General features: G+C 56.3%; 17 protein-coding genes. 7 read left to right on the top strand and 10 right to left on the bottom strand.

What is annotated here, in order from left to right; all coding sequences use genetic code 11:
• Window positions 1–6 precede the first annotated feature (6 nt).
• The 6 genes from K2184_RS15185 to adhP all read right to left on the bottom strand — a co-directional run bounded on the left by K2184_RS15185 (window position 7) and on the right by adhP (window position 7336).
• The gene (locus tag K2184_RS15185; protein ID WP_049128740.1) at window positions 7–996 is read right to left on the bottom strand and encodes a putative FMN-dependent luciferase-like monooxygenase; all 990 of its coding nucleotides are present in this window, start codon (window positions 994–996) and stop codon (window positions 7–9) included.
• The gene (locus K2184_RS15180; protein ID WP_049101486.1) at window positions 993–2597 is read right to left on the bottom strand and encodes a dipeptide ABC transporter ATP-binding protein; all 1605 of its coding nucleotides are present in this window, start codon (window positions 2595–2597) and stop codon (window positions 993–995) included. The genes K2184_RS15185 and K2184_RS15180 overlap by 4 nt, the downstream gene beginning before the upstream one ends.
• Window positions 2594–3445 (bottom strand): ABC transporter permease, encoded by an 852-nt coding sequence (locus K2184_RS15175; protein WP_163524963.1) that lies wholly within the window; start codon window positions 3443–3445, stop codon window positions 2594–2596. Before K2184_RS15175 ends, K2184_RS15180 begins: the two co-directional genes overlap by 4 nt.
• The gene (locus K2184_RS15170) at window positions 3442–4398 is read right to left on the bottom strand and encodes an ABC transporter permease (protein ID WP_163524961.1); all 957 of its coding nucleotides are present in this window, start codon (window positions 4396–4398) and stop codon (window positions 3442–3444) included. Before K2184_RS15170 ends, K2184_RS15175 begins: the two co-directional genes overlap by 4 nt.
• 10 nt (window positions 4399–4408) lie before the next feature.
• Complete coding sequence (locus tag K2184_RS15165) at window positions 4409–6031, bottom strand: TIGR04028 family ABC transporter substrate-binding protein (RefSeq protein WP_163524959.1); 1623 nt, start codon at window positions 6029–6031, stop codon at window positions 4409–4411.
• 294 nt (window positions 6032–6325) lie between these two features.
• Complete coding sequence (gene adhP / locus K2184_RS15160) at window positions 6326–7336, bottom strand: alcohol dehydrogenase AdhP (protein ID WP_004101944.1); 1011 nt, start codon at window positions 7334–7336, stop codon at window positions 6326–6328.
• 257 nt (window positions 7337–7593) lie between these two features.
• Here adhP and K2184_RS15155 point away from each other — a divergent pair, with 257 nt between their 5' ends.
• Window positions 7594–8193 (top strand): inorganic diphosphatase, encoded by a 600-nt coding sequence (locus K2184_RS15155; protein WP_163524991.1) that lies wholly within the window; start codon window positions 7594–7596, stop codon window positions 8191–8193.
• A gap of 197 nt (window positions 8194–8390) precedes the next feature.
• The gene (locus K2184_RS15150; RefSeq protein ID WP_004112899.1) at window positions 8391–9359 is read left to right on the top strand and encodes a bifunctional helix-turn-helix transcriptional regulator/GNAT family N-acetyltransferase; all 969 of its coding nucleotides are present in this window, start codon (window positions 8391–8393) and stop codon (window positions 9357–9359) included.
• A gap of 37 nt (window positions 9360–9396) precedes the next feature.
• Here the strand turns inward: K2184_RS15150 and K2184_RS15145 are convergent, their stop codons facing one another.
• Window positions 9397–11109, bottom strand: coding sequence for an ABC-F family ATP-binding cassette domain-containing protein (locus K2184_RS15145; protein WP_163524957.1), 1713 nt, complete (start codon window positions 11107–11109; stop codon window positions 9397–9399).
• Between the two features lie 983 nt (window positions 11110–12092).
• Here K2184_RS15145 and K2184_RS15140 point away from each other — a divergent pair.
• A complete protein-coding gene (locus K2184_RS15140; protein ID WP_016807809.1) occupies window positions 12093–12767 on the top strand; it encodes a response regulator in 675 nt (224 codons plus the stop codon).
• Window positions 12768–12828: 61 nt separating this feature from the next.
• Here K2184_RS15140 and K2184_RS15135 read toward each other — a convergent pair whose 3' ends face one another.
• The 3 genes from K2184_RS15135 to K2184_RS15125 all read right to left on the bottom strand — a co-directional run bounded on the left by K2184_RS15135 (window position 12829) and on the right by K2184_RS15125 (window position 16006).
• On the bottom strand, window positions 12829–14526 hold the full coding sequence (locus K2184_RS15135) for an NAD-dependent malic enzyme (RefSeq protein ID WP_163524955.1): 1698 nt from the start codon (window positions 14524–14526) through the stop codon (window positions 12829–12831).
• 184 nt (window positions 14527–14710) lie between these two features.
• Window positions 14711–14851 (bottom strand): stationary-phase-induced ribosome-associated protein, encoded by a 141-nt coding sequence (sra, locus tag K2184_RS15130; RefSeq protein WP_004101955.1) that lies wholly within the window; start codon window positions 14849–14851, stop codon window positions 14711–14713.
• A gap of 303 nt (window positions 14852–15154) precedes the next feature.
• On the bottom strand, window positions 15155–16006 hold the full coding sequence (locus tag K2184_RS15125) for a Vmh family MBL fold metallo-hydrolase (RefSeq protein WP_163524954.1): 852 nt from the start codon (window positions 16004–16006) through the stop codon (window positions 15155–15157).
• 113 nt (window positions 16007–16119) lie between these two features.
• Between K2184_RS15125 and K2184_RS15120 the strand changes: the two genes are divergently transcribed.
• The 4 genes from K2184_RS15120 to K2184_RS15105 all read left to right on the top strand — a co-directional run bounded on the left by K2184_RS15120 (window position 16120) and on the right by K2184_RS15105 (window position 18995).
• Window positions 16120–17022, top strand: a complete 903-nt coding sequence (locus K2184_RS15120; RefSeq protein ID WP_017145918.1) for a LysR family transcriptional regulator — start codon at window positions 16120–16122, stop codon at window positions 17020–17022.
• Window positions 17022–17501: a GNAT family N-acetyltransferase gene (locus K2184_RS15115; protein WP_004101960.1), complete on the top strand. Its 480-nt coding sequence runs from the start codon at window positions 17022–17024 to the stop codon at window positions 17499–17501. Before K2184_RS15120 ends, K2184_RS15115 begins: the two co-directional genes overlap by 1 nt.
• An 80-nt stretch (window positions 17502–17581) precedes the next feature.
• Entirely contained in the window at window positions 17582–18013 is a 432-nt protein-coding gene (locus tag K2184_RS15110; protein WP_004101962.1) for an OsmC family protein, read from the top strand.
• A 112-nt stretch (window positions 18014–18125) separates the two neighbouring features.
• Entirely contained in the window at window positions 18126–18995 is an 870-nt protein-coding gene (locus K2184_RS15105) for an oxygenase MpaB family protein (protein WP_004112913.1), read from the top strand.
• The last annotated feature ends 125 nt before the right edge of the window (window positions 18996–19120 follow it).

Genomic DNA, 19120 nt, shown 5'->3' with positions numbered 1-19120 from the left:
GACTCCTTATCGTATCTGCGGGACAATATGCTGAGCGATCAGCTCAATGGAACGAAGCGTGTCGCGGTGCGAGGGTTCAACGGAGTGCACCTGGAACGAAATATCGGTTACCCGCCGCAGGACGCTATCGCGCCCCAGCGAAGCGGCGACGTGCTGCGGGTCGCCAACGTGCGCGTCAAGCTGCGGCAAAAAATCAGTGACAGTGTCACCAATAATATGATGACCTGCGGCGCGATGCTGGGCCGCCTGCTGGCGCAGACCGGGTTCTGCGACCTGCAGCGCATACTGCTGGCTATCGGCGACAAAGGCCGTCCGCGAGGCGAGGATCCGTGGCTCGACGCCCGGCGGCAGCGCGGCGAGATAGGCGTCAATAATCGGATTCTGGATAGCGTCCAGCGGCAGCGTGGGCTGCCCTGAAGGACGCGGCTGGGTACGCGAAAGCATCAGGCCGTGTCCGGCCTGAGCCGCGCGCACCGCGCCCTCAACGGAAAAGGTGGCAATCCAGATACGCTCCGCCAACTGCGGTGCCTGGGGATAAAGATGATTATCCGGATGCGAAAGTGAATCTCCGCGCCAGGCGCTTTGAATCAGATGCAGGTGTTCGGCAAAGACTGCGCTGCGCTGGTCGATGGTCAATCCAAAGGGTAAAAACGAGGTCGGCGTGCCGCCAGACCCGAAGCCCACCTCCAGTCGTCCATCGGCGAGCAGATCCAGCACCGCCGCATCCTCGGCAACCCGCAGCGGGTTTTCCATCGGCAGGGTGATAATGGCGGTTCCCAGGCGAATGCGCTCCGTATGCGCTGCCGCGTGGGCGAGAAAGACCAGCGGCGACGGCAGGCCGCCTTCGTGCTCATGAAAATGGTGCTGAGCGACCCAGGCGCTGTCGAAACCCAGTCGTTCGGCGTGGCGAATTTGTTCGGTAGCCAGCCGATAGCGCTCACCTGGCGCGACGTGGTCCAGCAGGCGAGTGAAAAAACCCAGTCGTTTACGCGTCATGCGACCTCCTTGTTCGAGGGGGAAAAGTGGGGAATAGCGGCAATAAGCTCGCGGGTATACTCATGCTGCGGAGCGCTGAACAGTCGGCCCACATCGCCATGTTCAATAACCTGGCCCGCCCGCAGTACCGTCACGCTGTGGGCGATACGGCGAACCGTCGCCAAATCGTGGGTGATAAACAGATAGGTCAATCCCAGCTGTTGCTGCAACTGCTGCAGCAAGGCGAGAATTTGCGCCTGGACGGTAACGTCCAGCGCCGAAGTCGCTTCATCGAGGACAAGGATCGTCGGTTCAAGGATTAGGGCGCGGGCGATAGCCACCCGCTGCCGCTGCCCGCCGGATAGCTCACGGGCGGTTCGCGACAGCAGCTCCGGAGCGAGCGCCACGCGAGCGGCGACCGTTTCGACGCGCTGGCGTCGTATTCCGGCGCTGAAGCGGTCGAAGTTCTTTAACGGCTCTTCAATGATTTCAAACAGCGTTTGCCGTGGGTCAAGAGAGGCAAAGGGGTTCTGATAGACAAACTGAATTTTACGCCGTAGCTGGCGGAGCGCCTCCCGACTGAGATGCCCGGCATCAATACCATCGATGGCAATCTGGCCGCTATCCGCCTTTTCGAATCCCAGCAGGATCCGCGCAAGTGTCGTTTTGCCGGAACCGGACTCACCAACCAGCGCGTGCGTGCAGCCGCGCTTAACCTCAAAACTCACGGCGTCCAGCGCCTGCAAATGCGCCCGGCCTAATGAGAAGCGCTTGCTGATGTCGTCGACGCGAATCGCCGGCGTAGCCAGTACGCGACCGCCGGCGGGAGCCATGGTCAGCGCCGGGCCGTGAAGATCGCTGAGCAGCTGGCGAGTATAGGCATGCTGCGGCGTCCGTACCACATCGCGGGTCGCGCCTTGCTCCTGAATTTCGCCATGACGAAAGACCAGCAGGCGGTCGGCACGTTCGGCTGCCAGCGCCAGATCGTGAGTGACGAACAGCACCGCCGTGCCGGACTCCCGGCGCAGGGTATCCAGCAGATCGAGGATCCGCTTCTGTACCGTCACGTCAAGGGCGCTGGTTGGCTCATCAGCAATGATTAAATCCGGTTTCAGAGCGATGGCGATGGCAATCAGCACTCGTTGCTTCATGCCGCCTGAAAGCTGGTGCGGATATTGATCGAAGCGCTGCTCCGGGTGGCTCAGTCCAACCTTCGCCAGCAGCGCCAGTACCTGCGTTTTACGTTCCGCGGCGCTGCGTTTCTGATGGAGGCGCAGAATTTCACCTACCTGCGCGCCGATGGTTTTCACCGGATTGAGGGAGTTGCCTGGATCCTGGGGCACCAGGCTAATTCGCGCGCCGCGCAGGCCGTCGAGGCGTTTACCTGACCAGCCGCTAATGTCTTCACCGTTAATACTGATGCGCCCGCTGTCGCGCCGGGCATTCTCCGCCAGCAGACCCATTATCGCCTGGGCGGTAGTGGTTTTGCCCGAGCCGGATTCGCCGACGAACGCCAGCATTTCGCCGCGTTTTACCTGAAAACTGACGTTATGCACGACTTCACGCCATTCACTCTGCGAACGATAGCTGATGCGTAGGTTTTCTACGGTTAAAACATTCATCGGCGTTCTCCGCTAAATTGACGGCTAATACGATTGGCGGCAAGCACGACCGCAATCACCGCCATACCGGGAAGGGTTGTTAGCCACCAGGCGGTGGAGAGGTAGTTACGGCCTTCGGCGATCAGTAATCCCCACTCTGGTACCGGCGGCGGCGTGCCGTAGCCGAGAAAACTCAGGGTTGAGAGCGCCAGAACGGCCTGGCCGAACTGGAGCGTGGCGAAGGCCAGCACCGCGGTGAGCGAGTTGGGTAAAATATGCCGCCAGAAGACGGCAAAAAAGGTGCCGCCGCTGCCGTAGGCCGCTTCGACGTAATCGCTGCGCCGTACGCGTACGACTTCAGCGCGCGCCAGGCGGGCAAAGCTGGCTATTGCCGCCACCCCGACCGCGACGGCGGCGTTGAGGGTGCCGAAGCCGAGCAGAATAATGACCGCCAGGGACAGCAACAGAGATGGAATCGCCAGCAGTACGTCGACCAGCCGCATGACGATCGACTCCACGCGTCCCGCCAGCGCGCCGGCCAGCGTACCCAGCGCGGTTCCGATGATCAGGCCAATCGCCACTGCCGCCAGCGCAGCGGAGAGCGAATGGGCAGCGCCGTAGACGATTCGACTCCACAGATCGCGACCAAGCTGGTCGGTGCCCAGCCAGTGACCCGCCTGGGGGGCCAGGCGCTGGGCGCCGGGGAAACCTTCCAACGGGTTATAAGCGGTAAACAGCTGCGGGACAACGGCCATCAGCGCAGCAACGATCATAATCGCCCAGGCCAGCAGCAGGCCGGGCTGGAAGCGTAGCGTGCGCCAGTCTGGCGAGCGGCGGCGGGCGGCGATTGCGTAATCAACCAGACTCATAGCGCACCTCCTTCAGCGGTTTTCAGGCGCGGGTCGAGCAGCGGCATCAGCAGGTCGACCAGCAGATTAATCAGGACAAAACCAAGGGCTGAGATCATCACCACCGCCTGCAGTACCGCGATATCCTGATTATTGACCGCCTGCTGCGTCAGCAGACCCAGCCCGCCGCGGCCAAACACGGTTTCGGTAATCAGAGCTCCGGCGATCAGTTCCCCTAGCAGCAGCCCGGCCATATTGAGCACCGGTAGCAGGGCATTGCCGGTAACGTGCCGCCACAGCACGCCGGTCTCGCTCATGCCTTTAGCACGAGCAACGGCCACAAACGGCAGCGCGGCGACCTGATCCAGACTGCGCATCAGAATCTGCGCCAGCGGAGCGGAAATCGGTACCGCGACGGCGACGACGGGCAGAATGAGTCCCTCAATCGGTCCCGGATTGATCACCGGTATCCAGCGCAGCTGAAAGGAGAAAAGCTGTATCAGGGCGATAGCGAGCCAGAACGTCGGCAGGGAGATAAACAGCACCGGCAGCGATTGCAGCGTATTGCTTAGCCAGCGCAGACCCGGCAGCCGTGAGGCGAAGGCGAGGGTAAAAGCCAGCGCCACCGCCAGCGCCACCGCCAGCGCAAAGGCGGGGAACGCGAGGCTTAGTGTCTGCGGCAGATTGCTGGCGATCAGCGCGCTCACCGGCAGTCCGGCCTGCAGCGAATAACCAAAATCCCCGCGCAGCATGGCGAAGAGGGTGTGGAGATACTGCTTCCACACCGGGCTATCGGCCCCCCAGGCGAGGCGCATTTCGGCGATCTGCTCAGGGCTGAGCCCCAGATCCGGATTCTGAAACTTGATCAGTACCGCATCGCCGGGCAGCACCTGTAAAAGGATGAAGGAGAGGGTAAATGCCGCCCATAGCACCAGTAAACCCTGGCCGGTTCGCCGCAGAAGATAATGGCTCATCGCAGGCTCCTCAGTGCTTTTCCAGCCACGCGCCATAGAACGACGGGCGGCCTACCGCTTCAAAACTGACGCCTTTCACCCACGGGGCGCCGGCGAAGACCTGCGGTTCTTCAAATATCGGGATCACGTAGGCATTATCCAGCAGATAGCGTTGGGCATCGCCGGTGAGCTGGAGCCGTTTTTGCGGTTCAACTTCGGCTGAAATCGCGCTCAGCAATGCGTTGAGCTTATCGTCGCGGAACCCCTGTACTTTGTCGCTGGAGCCGCCTTTTTGCAGCAGCGCGTCGCGGTTAGTGGGGAAAAACATGCTTTTCACCACGTCGGGGTCGGCGCGGCCCACTTCCGACACGGTGAGCGGCGTTTTCAGCGGATCGAGGTTATCCAGCGTACGGCTGCCGGCATCGCCGGCTTTGACCGCCAGCGCGATGCCGACCTGACGCCACTGCTGAGCGACAAGCTGCAAAACTTCTTTATTTTGCGGTTGCGGCAGAGATTCATAGACGGTTAAGGCCAGCCGCTGGCCATCTTTGACCCGAATACCATCGGCAGCCGGTTTCCAGCCTGCATCATCAAGCAGTTGTTTTGCTTTGGCCGGATCGAAAGCCAGCTTGTCGCTGAGGTTAACGTACCCGGCGGCGGTACTGGCGACGACGGAGGTCGCCTGCGGATAGTTGGCGGAGAACAGCGTTTCGACTACCTGCCTGGCGTCGGTGGCGTGCAGCAGCGCCTGACGAACGCGCAGGTCGGCAACCAGCGGATTATCCGGCCGGAAGCTCAGGCTATCGTTAACGCCGCGCGTGGGGGCAGCATAAATTTTAAAGCCTTGCCCGGTGGCCTGCTTTTCATCGTAGGCCTGTACCTGACGGATAAAATCAGCCTGGCCCGCCAGCAGAGCGCCAATGCGCACGCCATCTTCAGGGGTAACGATGTAAGTGATGCCATTGAGATTAGCTGGTCCCTGCTGGGTGAGATTTTTCGGTCCCCATTGATAATCTTTGCGCGCGACCAGAGTGAGTTCGCGCCCCGGCTTTTCATCTTTTACCGTAAAAGGTCCGGAGCCAATAATATGGCGGGCATCGCCCAGCTCTTCAAAATTACGCGCCAGGGTACTGAGGGATACCAGCCCGGAGCCGATGGTGGCGGTGCCCTGCAGAAATCCCGGCGAGGGCTTTTTAAAGTAGAACTTTACCGTCAGCGGATCGATGACTTCGCTGCGATCGTAGTTATTAATGACCTCAGACACCGGCAGGCGGTGCGCTTTATCACCGAGGCCGTAGGTATCAAAGTTTTTGGCGACCGCCCTGGCGTCAAGCGGGGTGCCATCTGAGAAGGTCACCCCGGGGCGAAGCTTAAAGGTATATTCGGTTTTATCCGCGTTGGCGCTCCAGCTTTCGGCGATCCACGGCTCCACCTGCAGCGTTTTCGGGTTCTGCCAGGTGAGCTTATCGGTTATTTGATTAAGAATGCCGCCGTTGGGGTAGAAGCCACCGGCCGGTGGGTAAAGATTAGTATGCGGCTGCTGCTCCAGATAGATTAACGTACCGCCTTTAACCGGGGCGTCGGCGGCCCAGGCGGAAAACGCGCCGGTTAAAAATAGCGCCGCCAGCGCGGGCAGGCGAAAACGGATGTGCATGGTGAATTCCTTTGTTATCTCTTGTTTAGTCATCATCGGGCGCGCGTTTTAACAAAGGAAGTAAGGATTTGCGCTAAGCATTTGCGTAAAAAGCATTTATATCCTGCATACCACAGGCTGCGCATAGCGGGGAGAGCGTTGTTAATGAAGGTGGTAGCCGGTTCGATATTTATCGGCTGAACGATGATGAGCGTAAGAAAGGATTTCTGCCGGGCATCATGTAAATATGCGCAGCAGAGCTACGTGCATAAGGGGATAAATGGAACCTCTCCCGTAGCGAGAGAGGCGAGAAAATTAACGGCGGAAATCAATCACCATACGACCGCGAATTTGTCCCTGTTCCATCTCCTTAAAGATGGCGTTGATATCACCCAGCGGGCGCAGGGTGACCTTCGGTACCACCTTACCCTCGGCGGCAAACTGGAAGGCTTCGGCCAGATCCTGGCGCGTACCCACCAGAGAACCAACCACCTCGATACCGTCCAGTACCAGGCGCGGAATATCCAGGCTCATGGCTTCCGGAGGCAGGCCGACGGCCACTACGCGTCCGCCGGCGCGAACCGCATCCACCGCAGAGTTAAACGCCGCTTTGGCGACCGCCGTCACGACTGCGGCATGGGCGCCGCCGGTTTTCTCGTGGATAATTTTGGCCGCGTCTTCGCTGCGGGAATTGATGGTCAGATCTGCGCCCATTTCTGCGGCCAGTTTCAGCTGTTCATCATTAACGTCAAGGGCGATGACCTTGGCGTTAAAAACGTTTTTCGCATATTGCAGGGCCAGGTTACCCAACCCGCCGAGGCCATAAATGGCGATCCACTGGCCGGGTTTGATATGGGAAACTTTTACCGCTTTATAGGTGGTGACCCCTGCGCAGGTGATGCTGCTGGCTGCCGCAGAATCAAGACCATCCGGCACTTTGACCGCGTAATCGGCAATGACGATACACTCTTCGGCCATCCCGCCATCAACGGTGTAGCCCGCATTTTTTACCGAACGGCACAGCGTTTCGTTACCGCTGTTACAATATTCACAGTGACCGCAGCCTTCGAAGAACCATGCGACGCTGGCGCGATCGCCCGGCTTGAGCGAGTGCACGCCAGGGCCGACCTGCTGCACCACGCCCACGCCTTCATGGCCCAGAATGACGCCGGTTTTATCGCCAAAATCGCCGTTCTTAACGTGCAGGTCGGTATGGCAGACGCCGCAGCAGTCCATTTTTAAAAGGGCTTCGCCGTGCTGTAATGGGCGAAGTGTTTTTTCCGTAACATTGACCTGATGATCTTGCGTGACGACGGCAGCTTTCATTCTGTTCTCCTTATTAAACATAAGCGTATTAACACAATATTTGTTTTTACGCATGTTAACCAATAGCTTAAATTGCCAATAAATCAAGGTAATAATAGATTTTTATGCTGGTTAAAGGTTCCTTTTGTTTGTTTTTCGAACAGTTTTTCTTATGTTTCTGCGCGTCATATTTATGTCACTTGCATGTCATGAAATTTTCATCCGCGATCTCTATCGTTCTGTTTTTCAATTTCTTATTAACGTAGAGCGACATGACAATGCATCTGGCGAAAACCCTCCTGGCCGCAGGCCTTCTGCTTTCTACCGCCGTTGAGGCGCAAAACGTGCTGGATTTTCCGCAGCCGAACAACAACCCTGAAGAGTTTTACGCCGTAACCGAAATCCCGGCAGGCGGCATTATCAAATACGAAACGGACGCCAAAACCGGCTTTCTGATCGCCGATCGTTTCCAGTCGATGCCGGTGGCCTATCCGGCTAACTCCGGCTCGCTCACTCAATCGCTGGCAGGGGATGGCGATCCGCTGGACGTGGTGTTTTATACCCGCGCGCCGATGGCCCCGGGAACGCTGATTAAGCTGCGCGCGATTGGCGTGCTGAAGATGATTGATGGCGGCGAGAAGGACGACAAAATCATTGCCGTTCCGGCAAGTAAAATCGATCCAACCTACGATGACGTGATTAACATCAGCGATCTGCCGAAAATTGAGCAGGAGCGTCTGCAGGCTTTCTTCCGGGTTTACAAACAGCTGCCGGACGGACGCAAAAAAGTCGAGCTGGACGGCTTTAACGATGCCGCCGCCGCGAAACAGGAAATCAAAGCGGCATGGGAAGCGTGGAAAGAGAAAAATCCGCAATAAGTACAAAAGCGGGTAAAGCCGGCAGGCGTCTTTTTCCCCGCAAGGTGGGTATCGGCATGGTGTCACGCGCGAGTAAAGTGCGAGCATTCACCCCGTTCAGTTGAGGCCAGTTCAGGGAGGAGGCAACACGGCGGCTTGACAGCACGCAGCAGAAAATGGTTGTATCATGCAACTATTTCTGACAGAGCTGACCTCAGATGAACTCACCCGCGCTTGTTGATGAAATTCGTACCGCTTCCCGCCTGATGGTGCGTGAACTGGGCTTTATGAGCACCACGCTGGCCGCTACGGCGTACTCACCTTCGGCGGTACATACGCTTGTGGAAATTTCTCTACGCGGCGCGATGACGGCCGCTCAGCTGGTGCAGATCCTGGGGCTGGAAAAGTCTAGCGTCAGCAGGATGCTTTCCCGTCTGCTTGCCGCCGGGGAACTCCGGGAAAAAACGTCCTCCCGCGACGGGCGGATTAAGCAGCTTGCGTTAACGGCGCAAGGTGCGGCGACGGTCAAAAAAATTAACGCCTACGGCGCTATGCGGGTAGTGGATGCGCTGGAACACCTGAGCGATGCGCAAAGACAGTGCGTCGCTCAGGGCCTCACAACCTGGGCCTGGGCGTTGGAAAAATGCCGCGACGTCGAGGCTACAGGCTCGAAAAAGACGATTGATATCGCTACCGGCTATCGGCCTGGAATGATTGGCCGCATAGCGCAAATGCACGGCGAGTATTATGCAAAACATTATCAGTTTGGTGCTTTTTTCGAGAGTAAAGTCGCCAGCGGGCTGGCGGAATTTTCAGCTCGTCTCGATAAACCGTGCAACCGTGTTTGGCTGGCCGTTCAGGGCGAGCAAATTGTCGGATCGGTAGCGATTGACGGCGAGGATCTGGGGAATAACCAGGCGCATCTGCGCTGGTTTATTCTCGACGATAGCTGCCGGGGTAGCGGCATTGGTCGGCGCCTGCTGAGCGAAGCCATGGCTTTTTGCGATAGCCGGGACTTTGCATCAGTACAGCTATGGACCTTCAGCGGCCTGCACGCCGCCCGCAGGCTGTATGAATCCTTTAGTTTCACGCTGGATAAAGAGTGGCAGGGCGAACAGTGGGGCAGGACGATGACCGAGCAGCAGTTTAGTCGAATCAAACCGCGACCGGCGACTCATGCTAAGTAAAACCCCGGCGCAGCGGGCTGCGCCGGGGAACAAACATTTAGCTTAGCAAAGCGTTGAGGGTGGCTATCTCCTTACGCCACTGCGCCTGCAGCTGCGGTTTTTGATGTTTTGGTTTACGGGCCAGATCGTCGGCCAGCAGTTGCTCAAGCGACACTAACCGTTCCAGCAGCGTATCATGGTCTTCCTCCGCTTCGCGGCGGTTCTCCGCCACGACCTCCGGGGCCGGACAACGAACGGCGGTGCGTAAAACCTCATACACCTCTTCGGCGCTGTGCCATTCGCTCAGCCCGCGCTCGTCAATAAGCCAGAAGCGATTGCAGCTATGGTTAATGAGTTCGCGGTCGTGGCTCACCAGCAGCAGTCCGCCTGGGTAGTCGCACAACGTTCTTGCCAGCGCTGTTTTGCCGTCCATATCCAGATGGTTGGTTGGCTCATCCAGAAGCAGCAGGCTATAGCAGGCCAGAGACAGGCCGACAAATAGCAGACGCGAACGCTCGCCGCCGCTTAAGGTGGCGACCTTTTGCCCGTGACGAGCCCAGCTAAATCCGGCTGAGATCAGCGCCCGCTTGCGCGCGTCCGCCGCCGGCTCAAAAGGTTCCAGCGCGTCGAGAAGCGTGTCGTCATCCGCAAGCTGATGCAGGGTCTGATCGTAATAACCCGGTTTCAGCCGCGGGTGCAGGCGTAAGCCGTCCTCCGCTGATTCCTGCTGCATATGTCGCCACAGTAGACGCAGCAGGGAGGATTTCCCGCCGCCGTTACGGCCCATTACCGCGACCCGATCGCCGCTTTTCAGACGAGCCAGACCCGCAGTAAACAGGACCGGCAGACCCGGCGCGGGCGGGACGGGAAGCTGGTCCATCTCCAGCAGCCTGTCTGCCCGCAGCATGTCGCCGCGCAGCGTTAGCCGCCAGGGTGTTCCGGCGGTGAGATCGGTTTGGCTCTCCTTCAGGCGCTGAACCTGCTTTTCCATCTGCTTAGCTTTACGCGAGAGATCTTCGTTGTCATAGGTGCGCCCCCAGATAGCCAGTCGTTTGGCGCTGGCGGCGACCCGATCAATCTCTTTTTGCTCGGCTTTATGGCGCAGCGCATCGCTGGCATCTCGCTCATCCAGCGCCTGACGGGCAGCGCTGCAGGGAAGGGAGAAGGCATGCAGGGTTTTGTCGCGCAGGATCCAACTCGCATTAGTTACAGCATCCAGTAAGATGTTGTCATGAGACACCAGAACGAAACTCCCCTGCCAGGTTTGCAAGAAGCTTTCCAGCCACAGGAGGGTCGGCAGGTCGAGGTGGTTTCCCGGTTCGTCCAACAGCAGGAGATCCGGTTGCTGAATCAGCGCCCTGGCAAGCAGCAGCCGGGTATGCTGACCGCCGCTCAGGGTTGATGCCCGCTGCCGGGCCTCATCGGCCGTAAAGCCCATCTCCGCCAGCAGCCGCTCCGCTTGCCAGCGCTGGTTCTCTCGCTCAAGGGCGGGAAGTTTTTCCAGGACCACCTGTAGCAGAGGTTGCGCTAACAGCGTATCGGGTAGATGCTGTTCCACCCGCGCCATCAGGCAGTGGCTGGCCAGCGCCACGCTGCCCCCATTCGGAATCATCGTGCCGTCCAGCACTCTAAGCAGGGTACTTTTTCCGCAGCCGTTATAGCCAATCAGGCCAATGCGGTCGCCTTTTTTGAGGGTAAAGGAGAGGTTTGTGAACAGCGGGCCTAACGCCGTATCAACATGGAGAGATTGTGCAGTTAGTAATGTACTCATGGTGAACTTACTCAAGAGTTACAGGCATGTTTATGCCTCGTCAAACATCGCTGACGATAACCCGGTAAGCCCGAGGGAAGGGATTCAGTCTTTGGTTTCTTCGCTCAAGCTGAAGTTATCGCAGCACGATACCGATAACGCTTGAGCAGGTGCGATCGCCAAATGCACGTGAAAAAAACATTTCACGGTACGACATGGGATCCTCCTTTTTTTATTCAGTAAGTTGATAGGTGCAGGCAGTGTAATGGGTGAAATCCGTTTTGGCTAGCGATCCGTTTACGCCGGGCACGCTTTTGCCACTAACATCCTGGGCGCTTGAACCCTATCAGGCTTAGCAGCGCTGCTTTGGCGCAACGCAAAAGCGATAACGCAGAAGAATTATTCATGAAATCAATATAACTTACGTAATCTCGCTCATTTCATAATCGATTCGACAGAAAAGAAGAATATTTCCGCTACCAATTGATATATATCATTATTTTTCTGCAAACTGTAATGGTTCAAAATCAATTATTTGTCATACCTATAGCTATTTATGCTTCAGATAAAATGATTATCGGTTTTATATACTTTAAAAACCGGGCTCACTGTTTTCATGCTGCTAAATAAATCTGTTTGCTTAGATTTTGATCATCAATAGCTAACGTTGAATAAGCCACGGCATGTGGTTTAATATTTGTTTCGTCTGTATAAGCCTGGCGAGATAATCTGACAGCAGGACTGATTATCCTCAATAAACGTTAGCCAGGCCGTTTCCTGAGATAACTATATCAATTGTCTGGTGCTTTATATCCTTATAAAGCGCTTTGGATTTTTATTCGCCGTGAGCCGGGTTTATGAAAAATTTAATTATCACCGCTAAAAACTATTTATTAGCGTTTTTAATGCCGCATGCTACTTAACGTACAGCAACAGCCGCACAATATAGTTATTAAAAAATAAAAAGGTCACGCCTGTTAATTACTATCGAAATAGGGGGGGAGATGCGCATACTTGTCTTTGCGGATAAGGCTCTGCTGCGTCATCATTTGAAAGTACAGCTAACGCAGCAAGGGCATATCGTCGATGATGCACAAAACGTCAAGGAAGCGAATTACTATATCGTAGAGTATCCGCCTGACATCGCCATTATTGATCTGGACGCGACAAGTGAAGCGGGTCTGGCTCTGATCCGCGACTGGCGCGGCCAGGGGGTTTCTGTACCGATATTGGTTATGAGCGCAGGCGAGTGCTGGCAGGATTGCGTTAACGCCCTCAACGCCGGTGCGGACAACCACATCCGTAAGCCATTTCATATTGATATTATGGTTGCGCGTATCAATGCGCTTTTTCGCCGCAACTATGGATTGTCATCAGAATTAATCTCAATACCGCCATTTCTGCTAAATCTTTCGCGTCGGGAATTGTCGGTAAATGGTGTTACGTTAAATCTGACCGCTTTTGAATATATTATTATGGAAACATTAATCCGCAACTGCGGTAAAGTTACCAGCAAGGATGATCTTATGCGCCAGCTGTATGCAGAAGGAGAGCTATATTGCAGCAGTTCACTAATGGTCCTTATTGGGCGGATACGTAAAAAGATTCGGGCGTGTTATTCATCTGAGTCCATCGTGACGATTCGCCGGCAGGGCTATAGATTTGATATCAAAAAATAGCGAACCAGAGAATTATTTCCCAGGTAACCAGGAGCATTAACGCTCCCGGTTACGCTAGTGGTTATATTGACGTCCGGCGATAGTTGCGATATTCCGGCTGCCAGAAGTTATCGGCGATCGCCTGCAGCAGCGCTTCGGCGGAGGTTTTCACCGCCACGCCTTGCTCCTGGGCAATTTTACCCACCGCAAAAGCGATAGCGCGCGAAACGCTCTGGATATCTTTCAGTTCCGGCAGAACCGGACCTTCACCGTTATTCACCAGCGGCGAATGTTTCGCCAGCGTTTCGCTGGCGGCCATCAGCATCTCATCGGTCACGCGCGAAGCGCCTGAAGCGATAACCCCAAGGCCGATCCCCGGGAAGATATAGGAGTTGTTACACTGGGCGATGACGTACTGCTTGCCTTTGAGCGTTACCGGAGCGAACGGACTGCCGGTAGCGACCAGCGCTTCTCCGTCGGTCCAGCTGAGGATATTTTGCGGCGTGGCTTCCACCCTTGAGGTCGGGTTTGACAGCGGCATCACGATTGGTCGTGGGCAATGCTTATGCATCTCGCGGATAATCTCTTCGGTGAACAGCCCATGCTGCCCGGAGACGCCGATCAGGATATCCGGTTTTACATTTCGCACCACGTCAAGCAGCGACAGCACGTCACTGGTGGTGTCCCACTCTTGCAGGTGTTCGCGTTTCTGCACCAGTTTGCTCTGGAACGGCAGAAGATTTGGCATCGCATCCGTGAGCAGACCGAAACGGTCAACCATAAATACGCGTTTGCGGGCTTCTTCTTCGCTTAACCCTTCGCGCTGGATCTGGGCGACGATCTGCTCCGCGATACCGCAGCCTGCGGAACCGGCGCCGAGGAAGACAATTTTCTGCTCGCTCAGCTGACTGCCCGCGCCGCGGCTGGCGGCAATCAGCGTACCGACGGTGACCGAGGCGGTGCCCTGGATATCATCGTTGAAGGAGCAGATTTCGTGGCGATAGCGGTTAAGCAGCGGCATAGCGTTTTTCTGCGCGAAGTCTTCGAACTGCAGCAGCACATCCGGCCAGCGGGCTTTAATCGCCTGAATAACATCGTCAACAAACTGGTAATACTCATCGTCGGTAATGCGCGGGTGGCGCCAGCCCATGTATAACGGATCGTCGAGTAGTTGCTGATTATTGGTGCCCACGTCAAGAACGACCGGCAGGGTGTAGGCCGGGCTGATCCCCCCGCAGGTGGTATACAGCGACAGTTTGCCGATAGGAATGCCCATTCCGCCGATGCCCTGGTCGCCGAGGCCGAGAATACGTTCGCCATCGGTCATCACGATAACCTTGACGTTATGGTTCGGTACGTTTTGCAGAATATCGTCGAGATTATTGCGGTTCTGGTAAGAGATAAACACGCCGCGGGCGCGACGATAGATCTCAGAGAAGCGCTCACAGGCGGCGCCGACGGTCGGGGTATAGATGACCGGCATCATTTCATCGAGGTGGTTGCCGACCAGACGGTAGAACAGGGTTTCGTTGGTATCCTGAATGTTGCGCAGGTAAATGTGCTTGTCGATCTCGGTTTTAAATCCCTGGTATTGGATCCACGCGCGTTCGGCCTGCTCTTCGATGGTTTCGACCACTTCCGGCAGCAGGCCCAGCAGATTAAAGCTGCTGCGCTCTTCCATGCTGAAGGCGCTGCCCTTATTGAGCAGCGGAAATTCAAGCAGCACAGGGCCGGCGTAAGGGATGTAAAGAGAGCGGTTTTTCTTATGAGTGAATTGCATCGCACTAACTCCTTGATAATCGCTTCAGCCCGGGCGCGGCGACAGGCGGGGGGCTGGCAGGGAATGGCAGCGGGCAGAGTATAAAGCAGAAGACATCAAAGGAGGGTAAACATGAGGTGGATAGTCTTAAAAAAACACCATCCTGGAGAAAGGACGGTGTTTTTATCATCACTTAGCTGAAAGATTAGCCACCGCGGCGCTTGCGGCCGGTGGCGCGAACATGGTTAACCGTGGTTTCCGCATCGCCTTCCAGCAGGACCTTTTTCTGCTGAGAAAGTTTGTAGTTCAGACCAAGAAGATGACGTGCCTGTTGGTTCGATTTCATTCTTACTCCTTTATCCTGTGTCGGTTTCAAGGACAAGCCCGACGACTGTCGGACGAAATTTAACCCTCAATACGCCGCTTATTTTTCACGCGGCGATCATTAGCGTGGCCCATTTTGCCGGGATTGGCAACATTGAGACGGCACAATCAGCCTCATTTTCAGAGTGGTCCGGGGTCACTCTGCTTCTGCGGATCGTGCCCGGTAAGGCGTTCGCCTTTCCGGGCCGACGGGCGGGTGGCGGGTTTACCCCCTGGATATAGCATTAACCTTCACCAGGCAGAAATCCCCGCGTAATACCCAGACTTACCACTTCATTTCGCCGGTATTCACTTTGGCGCTCAGCTCCAGCGAACTCTCTTCCACGAGCCCCGCCCAGCGCTGTTTCATCGCCTTAATGACGCCAGCGGAATCTTTATGCTCTTTGAGCGCCTGCTCAAACTGGGTCAAATAATCGCGAGTAAAAGTAATCGCCCGGTCACCGGCTGGCGGCGTACCGAGATAATGGCCGGGGATCACCTGCTGCGGATGCAACGCGGCCATCTCGTCGAGCGTATTTATCCACTGCTGACGGCTTTTGACGCTCTGAGTGTCCGCCGTCCAGACGTGCATACCCCACGCCACGCCGGTACCGCCAAGAATGGCTTTATTCGCCGGGATCCACACATAGGCGGCATAATTTTGCGGCTGGCGGATCTCAACCTTTTCGCCGTCGATAGTGAAGGTATTAGCCGTCAGCTCCTGCGGGACATAAACCTGGGTCGGCGCGCCGTCCTTCATCTGCGGGCCCCAGTACGCCAGTTTGGCCTGTTTGGTGGCGTTAATGTGTTTAACCACTTCTGCGGTTGCCACCACTTTGGCTTCCGGGAACGCTTTGACCAGCGGCTGCAGGCCAAAATAGAAATCCGGATCGCCGGAAGTAATCACGATGCGGGTCAGTTTTTTACCGCTTTTCTGAATCATTTCAACCAGCTTCTCGCCATCCTTCACGCTGAACTGAGCGTCAAACAACACCGCTTCATGCGGGCCGGAGGCGAGGGTGGAGTTAACCGCGAAAATACCGTTCTCCTGCGGGTTATAGGTTTGCAACGTTAATGGGGCTGCCAGAACTGAAGCGCTGAACAGCGTAGTGGCGATGGCAAGGGCAGATAATTTCATGTTCGTTTCTCTTCGTCAGGTGAATAAGCGCTATTTTACGGATTTCCTGATTTGCGAAAATTCCTGAAAAAAGAGATGCTGAGTTTCATAAAACGTGCAGATGGAATCAAGTTATGGATCGAGTCATTGCCGCGCAGGTCTATATGCGTATTTGTGAGCTGGGAAGCTTAAGCGCCGCCGCGCGGGCGCTGGGGATGTCGCGGCCGATGGTGAGCCGCTATCTGGAACAGATGGAGCAGTGGGCTGGCACCCGACTGGTTCATCGCTCTACCCGTAAGCTAACGCTCACGGCTGCGGGGGAAAAGGTACTGCAAAAAACGCGCACCCTGACGCAGCTGTCGGATGAGATCGCCGGGCAGAGTGAACGAGCGATCCCCAGCGGAACGCTGCGCGTAGCCTGCGCTCATTTTACCGCGATGCAGCTGATTTCTCCGCTTTTGCCCGATTTTCTCGCCCGCTATCCGCAGTTGCGTCTTGAGCTGGATATCAACAATCATCCGGTAAGCCTGATAGGCGAAAGGATCGACGTGGCGATTCGGATCACCGACAATCCGGAGCCGGGAGCTATCGCCCGCCGTCTCGGCGTTTGCCGTTCGGTGCTGTGCGCGTCGCCGCGCTGGCTACAGCAGAATGGGCCGCTGCATACGCCGGACGATCTCACTCGCCACAACTGCCTGCATTACAGCCATTTTGCCAGTCAGACCTGGCAGTTTAGCGACCCCAGCGGCGAAAGCGTGACGGTGGCGGTTTCCGGCAACCTCAGCGCCGGGATCTCCTCGCTGTTGATGGAGGCGGCGGTAGCCGGCTGCGGCATCGCAATGCTGCCGGAGCTGGAGGCGCAGCGGGCGCTCAACAGCGGGGCGCTGAAACAGGTTTTACCGACCTGGCGGCCAAAAGCCTTAAACGTGTATGGGATTTATCTCTCGCGGGACTACCAGCCGAGCGCGCTGCCGCTGTTTCTTGAAGAGATTCAGCAAAAACTGGCGCAACCTAACGATATAAAAGGACCCTTGTGATGATTGTTATTCGCCCAATGCGCGATGAAGAGTACGCCGCGTACCTGAACTATTTTATTGCCGATTATGCGGCGGAGATCGCGACCAATTACGCGCTTTCTCCGGAGGCGGCATTGGCCCAGGCGCAGCGCGAAATTGCCGAGGATCTGCCCGATGGCGTCAATACTCACGGCCAGGCTTTACGCTGCTTATTCGATGAAATTGACGGTACAGAAAAGCGGGTTGGCTATCTCTGGTATAAGCCTGACGCAGAAATACGCTCCGCCTTTATCTGTGATTTTTATATTTTTCCGTCCTTGCAGGGGCAGGGATTGGGTAAACAAGCGATGGCGGCTTTTGAGCATGAATTAAAAAACCAGGGTATCCGCCAAATAAAACTGCGCGTCGCCGGCGATAATCCGCGCGCTCGCCGACTCTATGAAGTCACCGGATTTCGCGTTACCGGCATCAATATGAGTAAAAATATCGCTGCGGATTGATCCTAAAATCGCCGCGTGCCGCCCAAATGCGTAAGGGAGTTCTATACTTAACCCTTTCATGTCACAAAAGGAGCGATATCATGGCAATCCATAAGAAAGGTCAGGCGCATTGGGAAGGGGATCTAAAAAGCGGTAAAGGAACCGTCTCTACCGAGAGCGGCGCGCTGAACCAGCAGCCTTATGGTTTTAACACCCGGTTTGAGGGTGTGAAGGGGACTAACCCGGAAGAGCTTATCGGCGCCGCACATGCCGCCTGTTTTTCCATGGCGCTATCGCTGATGCTGAGCGAAGAGGGCTACACCGCGACCTCCATTGATACCGTGGCAGTGGTAACGCTGGATAAATCCGGCGGCGGTTTCGCCATTACCCAGATCGCGCTACAGAGCAAAATTGTGCTGCCAGGCATTGAGGCCGACGCGTTTGACAGCATTATTCAGAAAGCAAAAGCCGGTTGTCCGGTTTCTCAGGTGTTGAATGCTGAGATAACCCTCGATTATCAGCTCAATTCCTGACCTCTCGGGTGCCCGCCTCCGGCGGGCGCTCTTCTTCAAAGCCGTTTCAGGCCAATGCCCCCGCCGTTGATTAATGTTATCTTTCCCGCTCACGAATGAGAGCAGGTGGGTCATGATCAGCATACGCGGAACGATTGAAGCTCAGGTTCTGGGCTTAACCGGCATGGCGCTAAAAGAGATCGATTTTGAACATCCCAAAGGCGAACCGGGGCTTTTTGGGCCGCAGTCGGCTATCTGGCAGGTTCACGGCGATTTCACTTCCATGCTCTGCGGCGGGGTCAGCGCGCTGTTGTTACAGATGCTGCATCCGCTGGCCCTGGCGGGCGTCTGGGATCACTCAAATTTCCGTGAAGATATCTTTGGCCGCCTGCGCCGCACCAGCCAGTTTATTTCCGCCACCACCTTTGGCACCACCGCCGATGCCGAACGGTTGATTGCAAAAGTACAGGGGATCCATCTGCGGGTAGGCGGCCAGGACAAAGACGGCACGCCCTATCAGGCCAGCGATCCGCACTTGCTGACCTGGGTGCACGTCGCCGAATGCAGCAGCTTTATGGCCTCGCATCTGCGCTACAAGCGGACCGTGGTCAGCGCCGCCCGTCAGGAGCAATACTATGAGGAAGCGGCCGAAGTTGCCCGTCGCCTCGGGGCGCGGGATATCCCGCAGACGCCGCGGCAGATTGCTGATTACCTGCAGGATATGCGGCCGGTGCTGCGCTGCGATGAGCGAACCCAGGAAGTTGCCCACGTTCTGCTGTCGACCCGTCTGCCGGGCCGTATGAGCCGGCCGGTGGGGCGAATAATGATGCGCGCCGGAATTGACCTGCTGCCGCCGTGGGCGCAGGAGATGCTTAATTTGCCGATGAGCACGCTACAGCGGCACAGCGCGCGGTTTGCGGTTCACGGCGTCGCTCGCATACTGCGCGCCTCGGTGCGCAACGGCGCGTATCATTGCGCAATGCGCCGGATGAATCAGTTTTAATTTTGCCCCTTTGTTGAATACGCGGAAATATAGCCATGGCTATTATTGATATGGCTATGTTGTTTAAAAACAAACTATTCTCATTTATATATTTAAGGTCGGAAGAAATAATTAAACACTCTCTT

Origin of the sequence: Klebsiella sp. K5-306, from assembly GCF_051835185.1 — a bacterium.
Classification (GTDB): Bacteria; Pseudomonadota; Gammaproteobacteria; order Enterobacterales; family Enterobacteriaceae; genus Klebsiella; species Klebsiella oxytoca.
This window is presented reverse-complemented; position numbering and strand designations above follow the sequence as displayed.

Coding starts and splice junctions, on each gene's coding strand:
- K2184_RS15185 (WP_049128740.1), bottom strand. CDS start 996: ATGACGCGTAAACGACTGGGTTTTTTCACTCGCCTGCTGGACCACGTC.
- K2184_RS15180 (WP_049101486.1), bottom strand. CDS start 2,597: ATGAATGTTTTAACCGTAGAAAACCTACGCATCAGCTATCGTTCGCAG.
- K2184_RS15175 (WP_163524963.1), bottom strand. CDS start 3,445: ATGAGTCTGGTTGATTACGCAATCGCCGCCCGCCGCCGCTCGCCAGAC.
- K2184_RS15170 (WP_163524961.1), bottom strand. CDS start 4,398: ATGAGCCATTATCTTCTGCGGCGAACCGGCCAGGGTTTACTGGTGCTA.
- K2184_RS15165 (WP_163524959.1), bottom strand. CDS start 6,031: ATGCACATCCGTTTTCGCCTGCCCGCGCTGGCGGCGCTATTTTTAACC.
- adhP (WP_004101944.1), bottom strand. CDS start 7,336: ATGAAAGCTGCCGTCGTCACGCAAGATCATCAGGTCAATGTTACGGAA.
- K2184_RS15155 (WP_163524991.1), top strand. CDS start 7,594: ATGCATCTGGCGAAAACCCTCCTGGCCGCAGGCCTTCTGCTTTCTACC.
- K2184_RS15150 (WP_004112899.1), top strand. CDS start 8,391: ATGAACTCACCCGCGCTTGTTGATGAAATTCGTACCGCTTCCCGCCTG.
- K2184_RS15145 (WP_163524957.1), bottom strand. CDS start 11,109: ATGAGTACATTACTAACTGCACAATCTCTCCATGTTGATACGGCGTTA.
- K2184_RS15140 (WP_016807809.1), top strand. CDS start 12,093: ATGCGCATACTTGTCTTTGCGGATAAGGCTCTGCTGCGTCATCATTTG.
- K2184_RS15135 (WP_163524955.1), bottom strand. CDS start 14,526: ATGCAATTCACTCATAAGAAAAACCGCTCTCTTTACATCCCTTACGCC.
- sra (WP_004101955.1), bottom strand. CDS start 14,851: ATGAAATCGAACCAACAGGCACGTCATCTTCTTGGTCTGAACTACAAA.
- K2184_RS15125 (WP_163524954.1), bottom strand. CDS start 16,006: ATGAAATTATCTGCCCTTGCCATCGCCACTACGCTGTTCAGCGCTTCA.
- K2184_RS15120 (WP_017145918.1), top strand. CDS start 16,120: ATGGATCGAGTCATTGCCGCGCAGGTCTATATGCGTATTTGTGAGCTG.
- K2184_RS15115 (WP_004101960.1), top strand. CDS start 17,022: ATGATTGTTATTCGCCCAATGCGCGATGAAGAGTACGCCGCGTACCTG.
- K2184_RS15110 (WP_004101962.1), top strand. CDS start 17,582: ATGGCAATCCATAAGAAAGGTCAGGCGCATTGGGAAGGGGATCTAAAA.
- K2184_RS15105 (WP_004112913.1), top strand. CDS start 18,126: ATGATCAGCATACGCGGAACGATTGAAGCTCAGGTTCTGGGCTTAACC.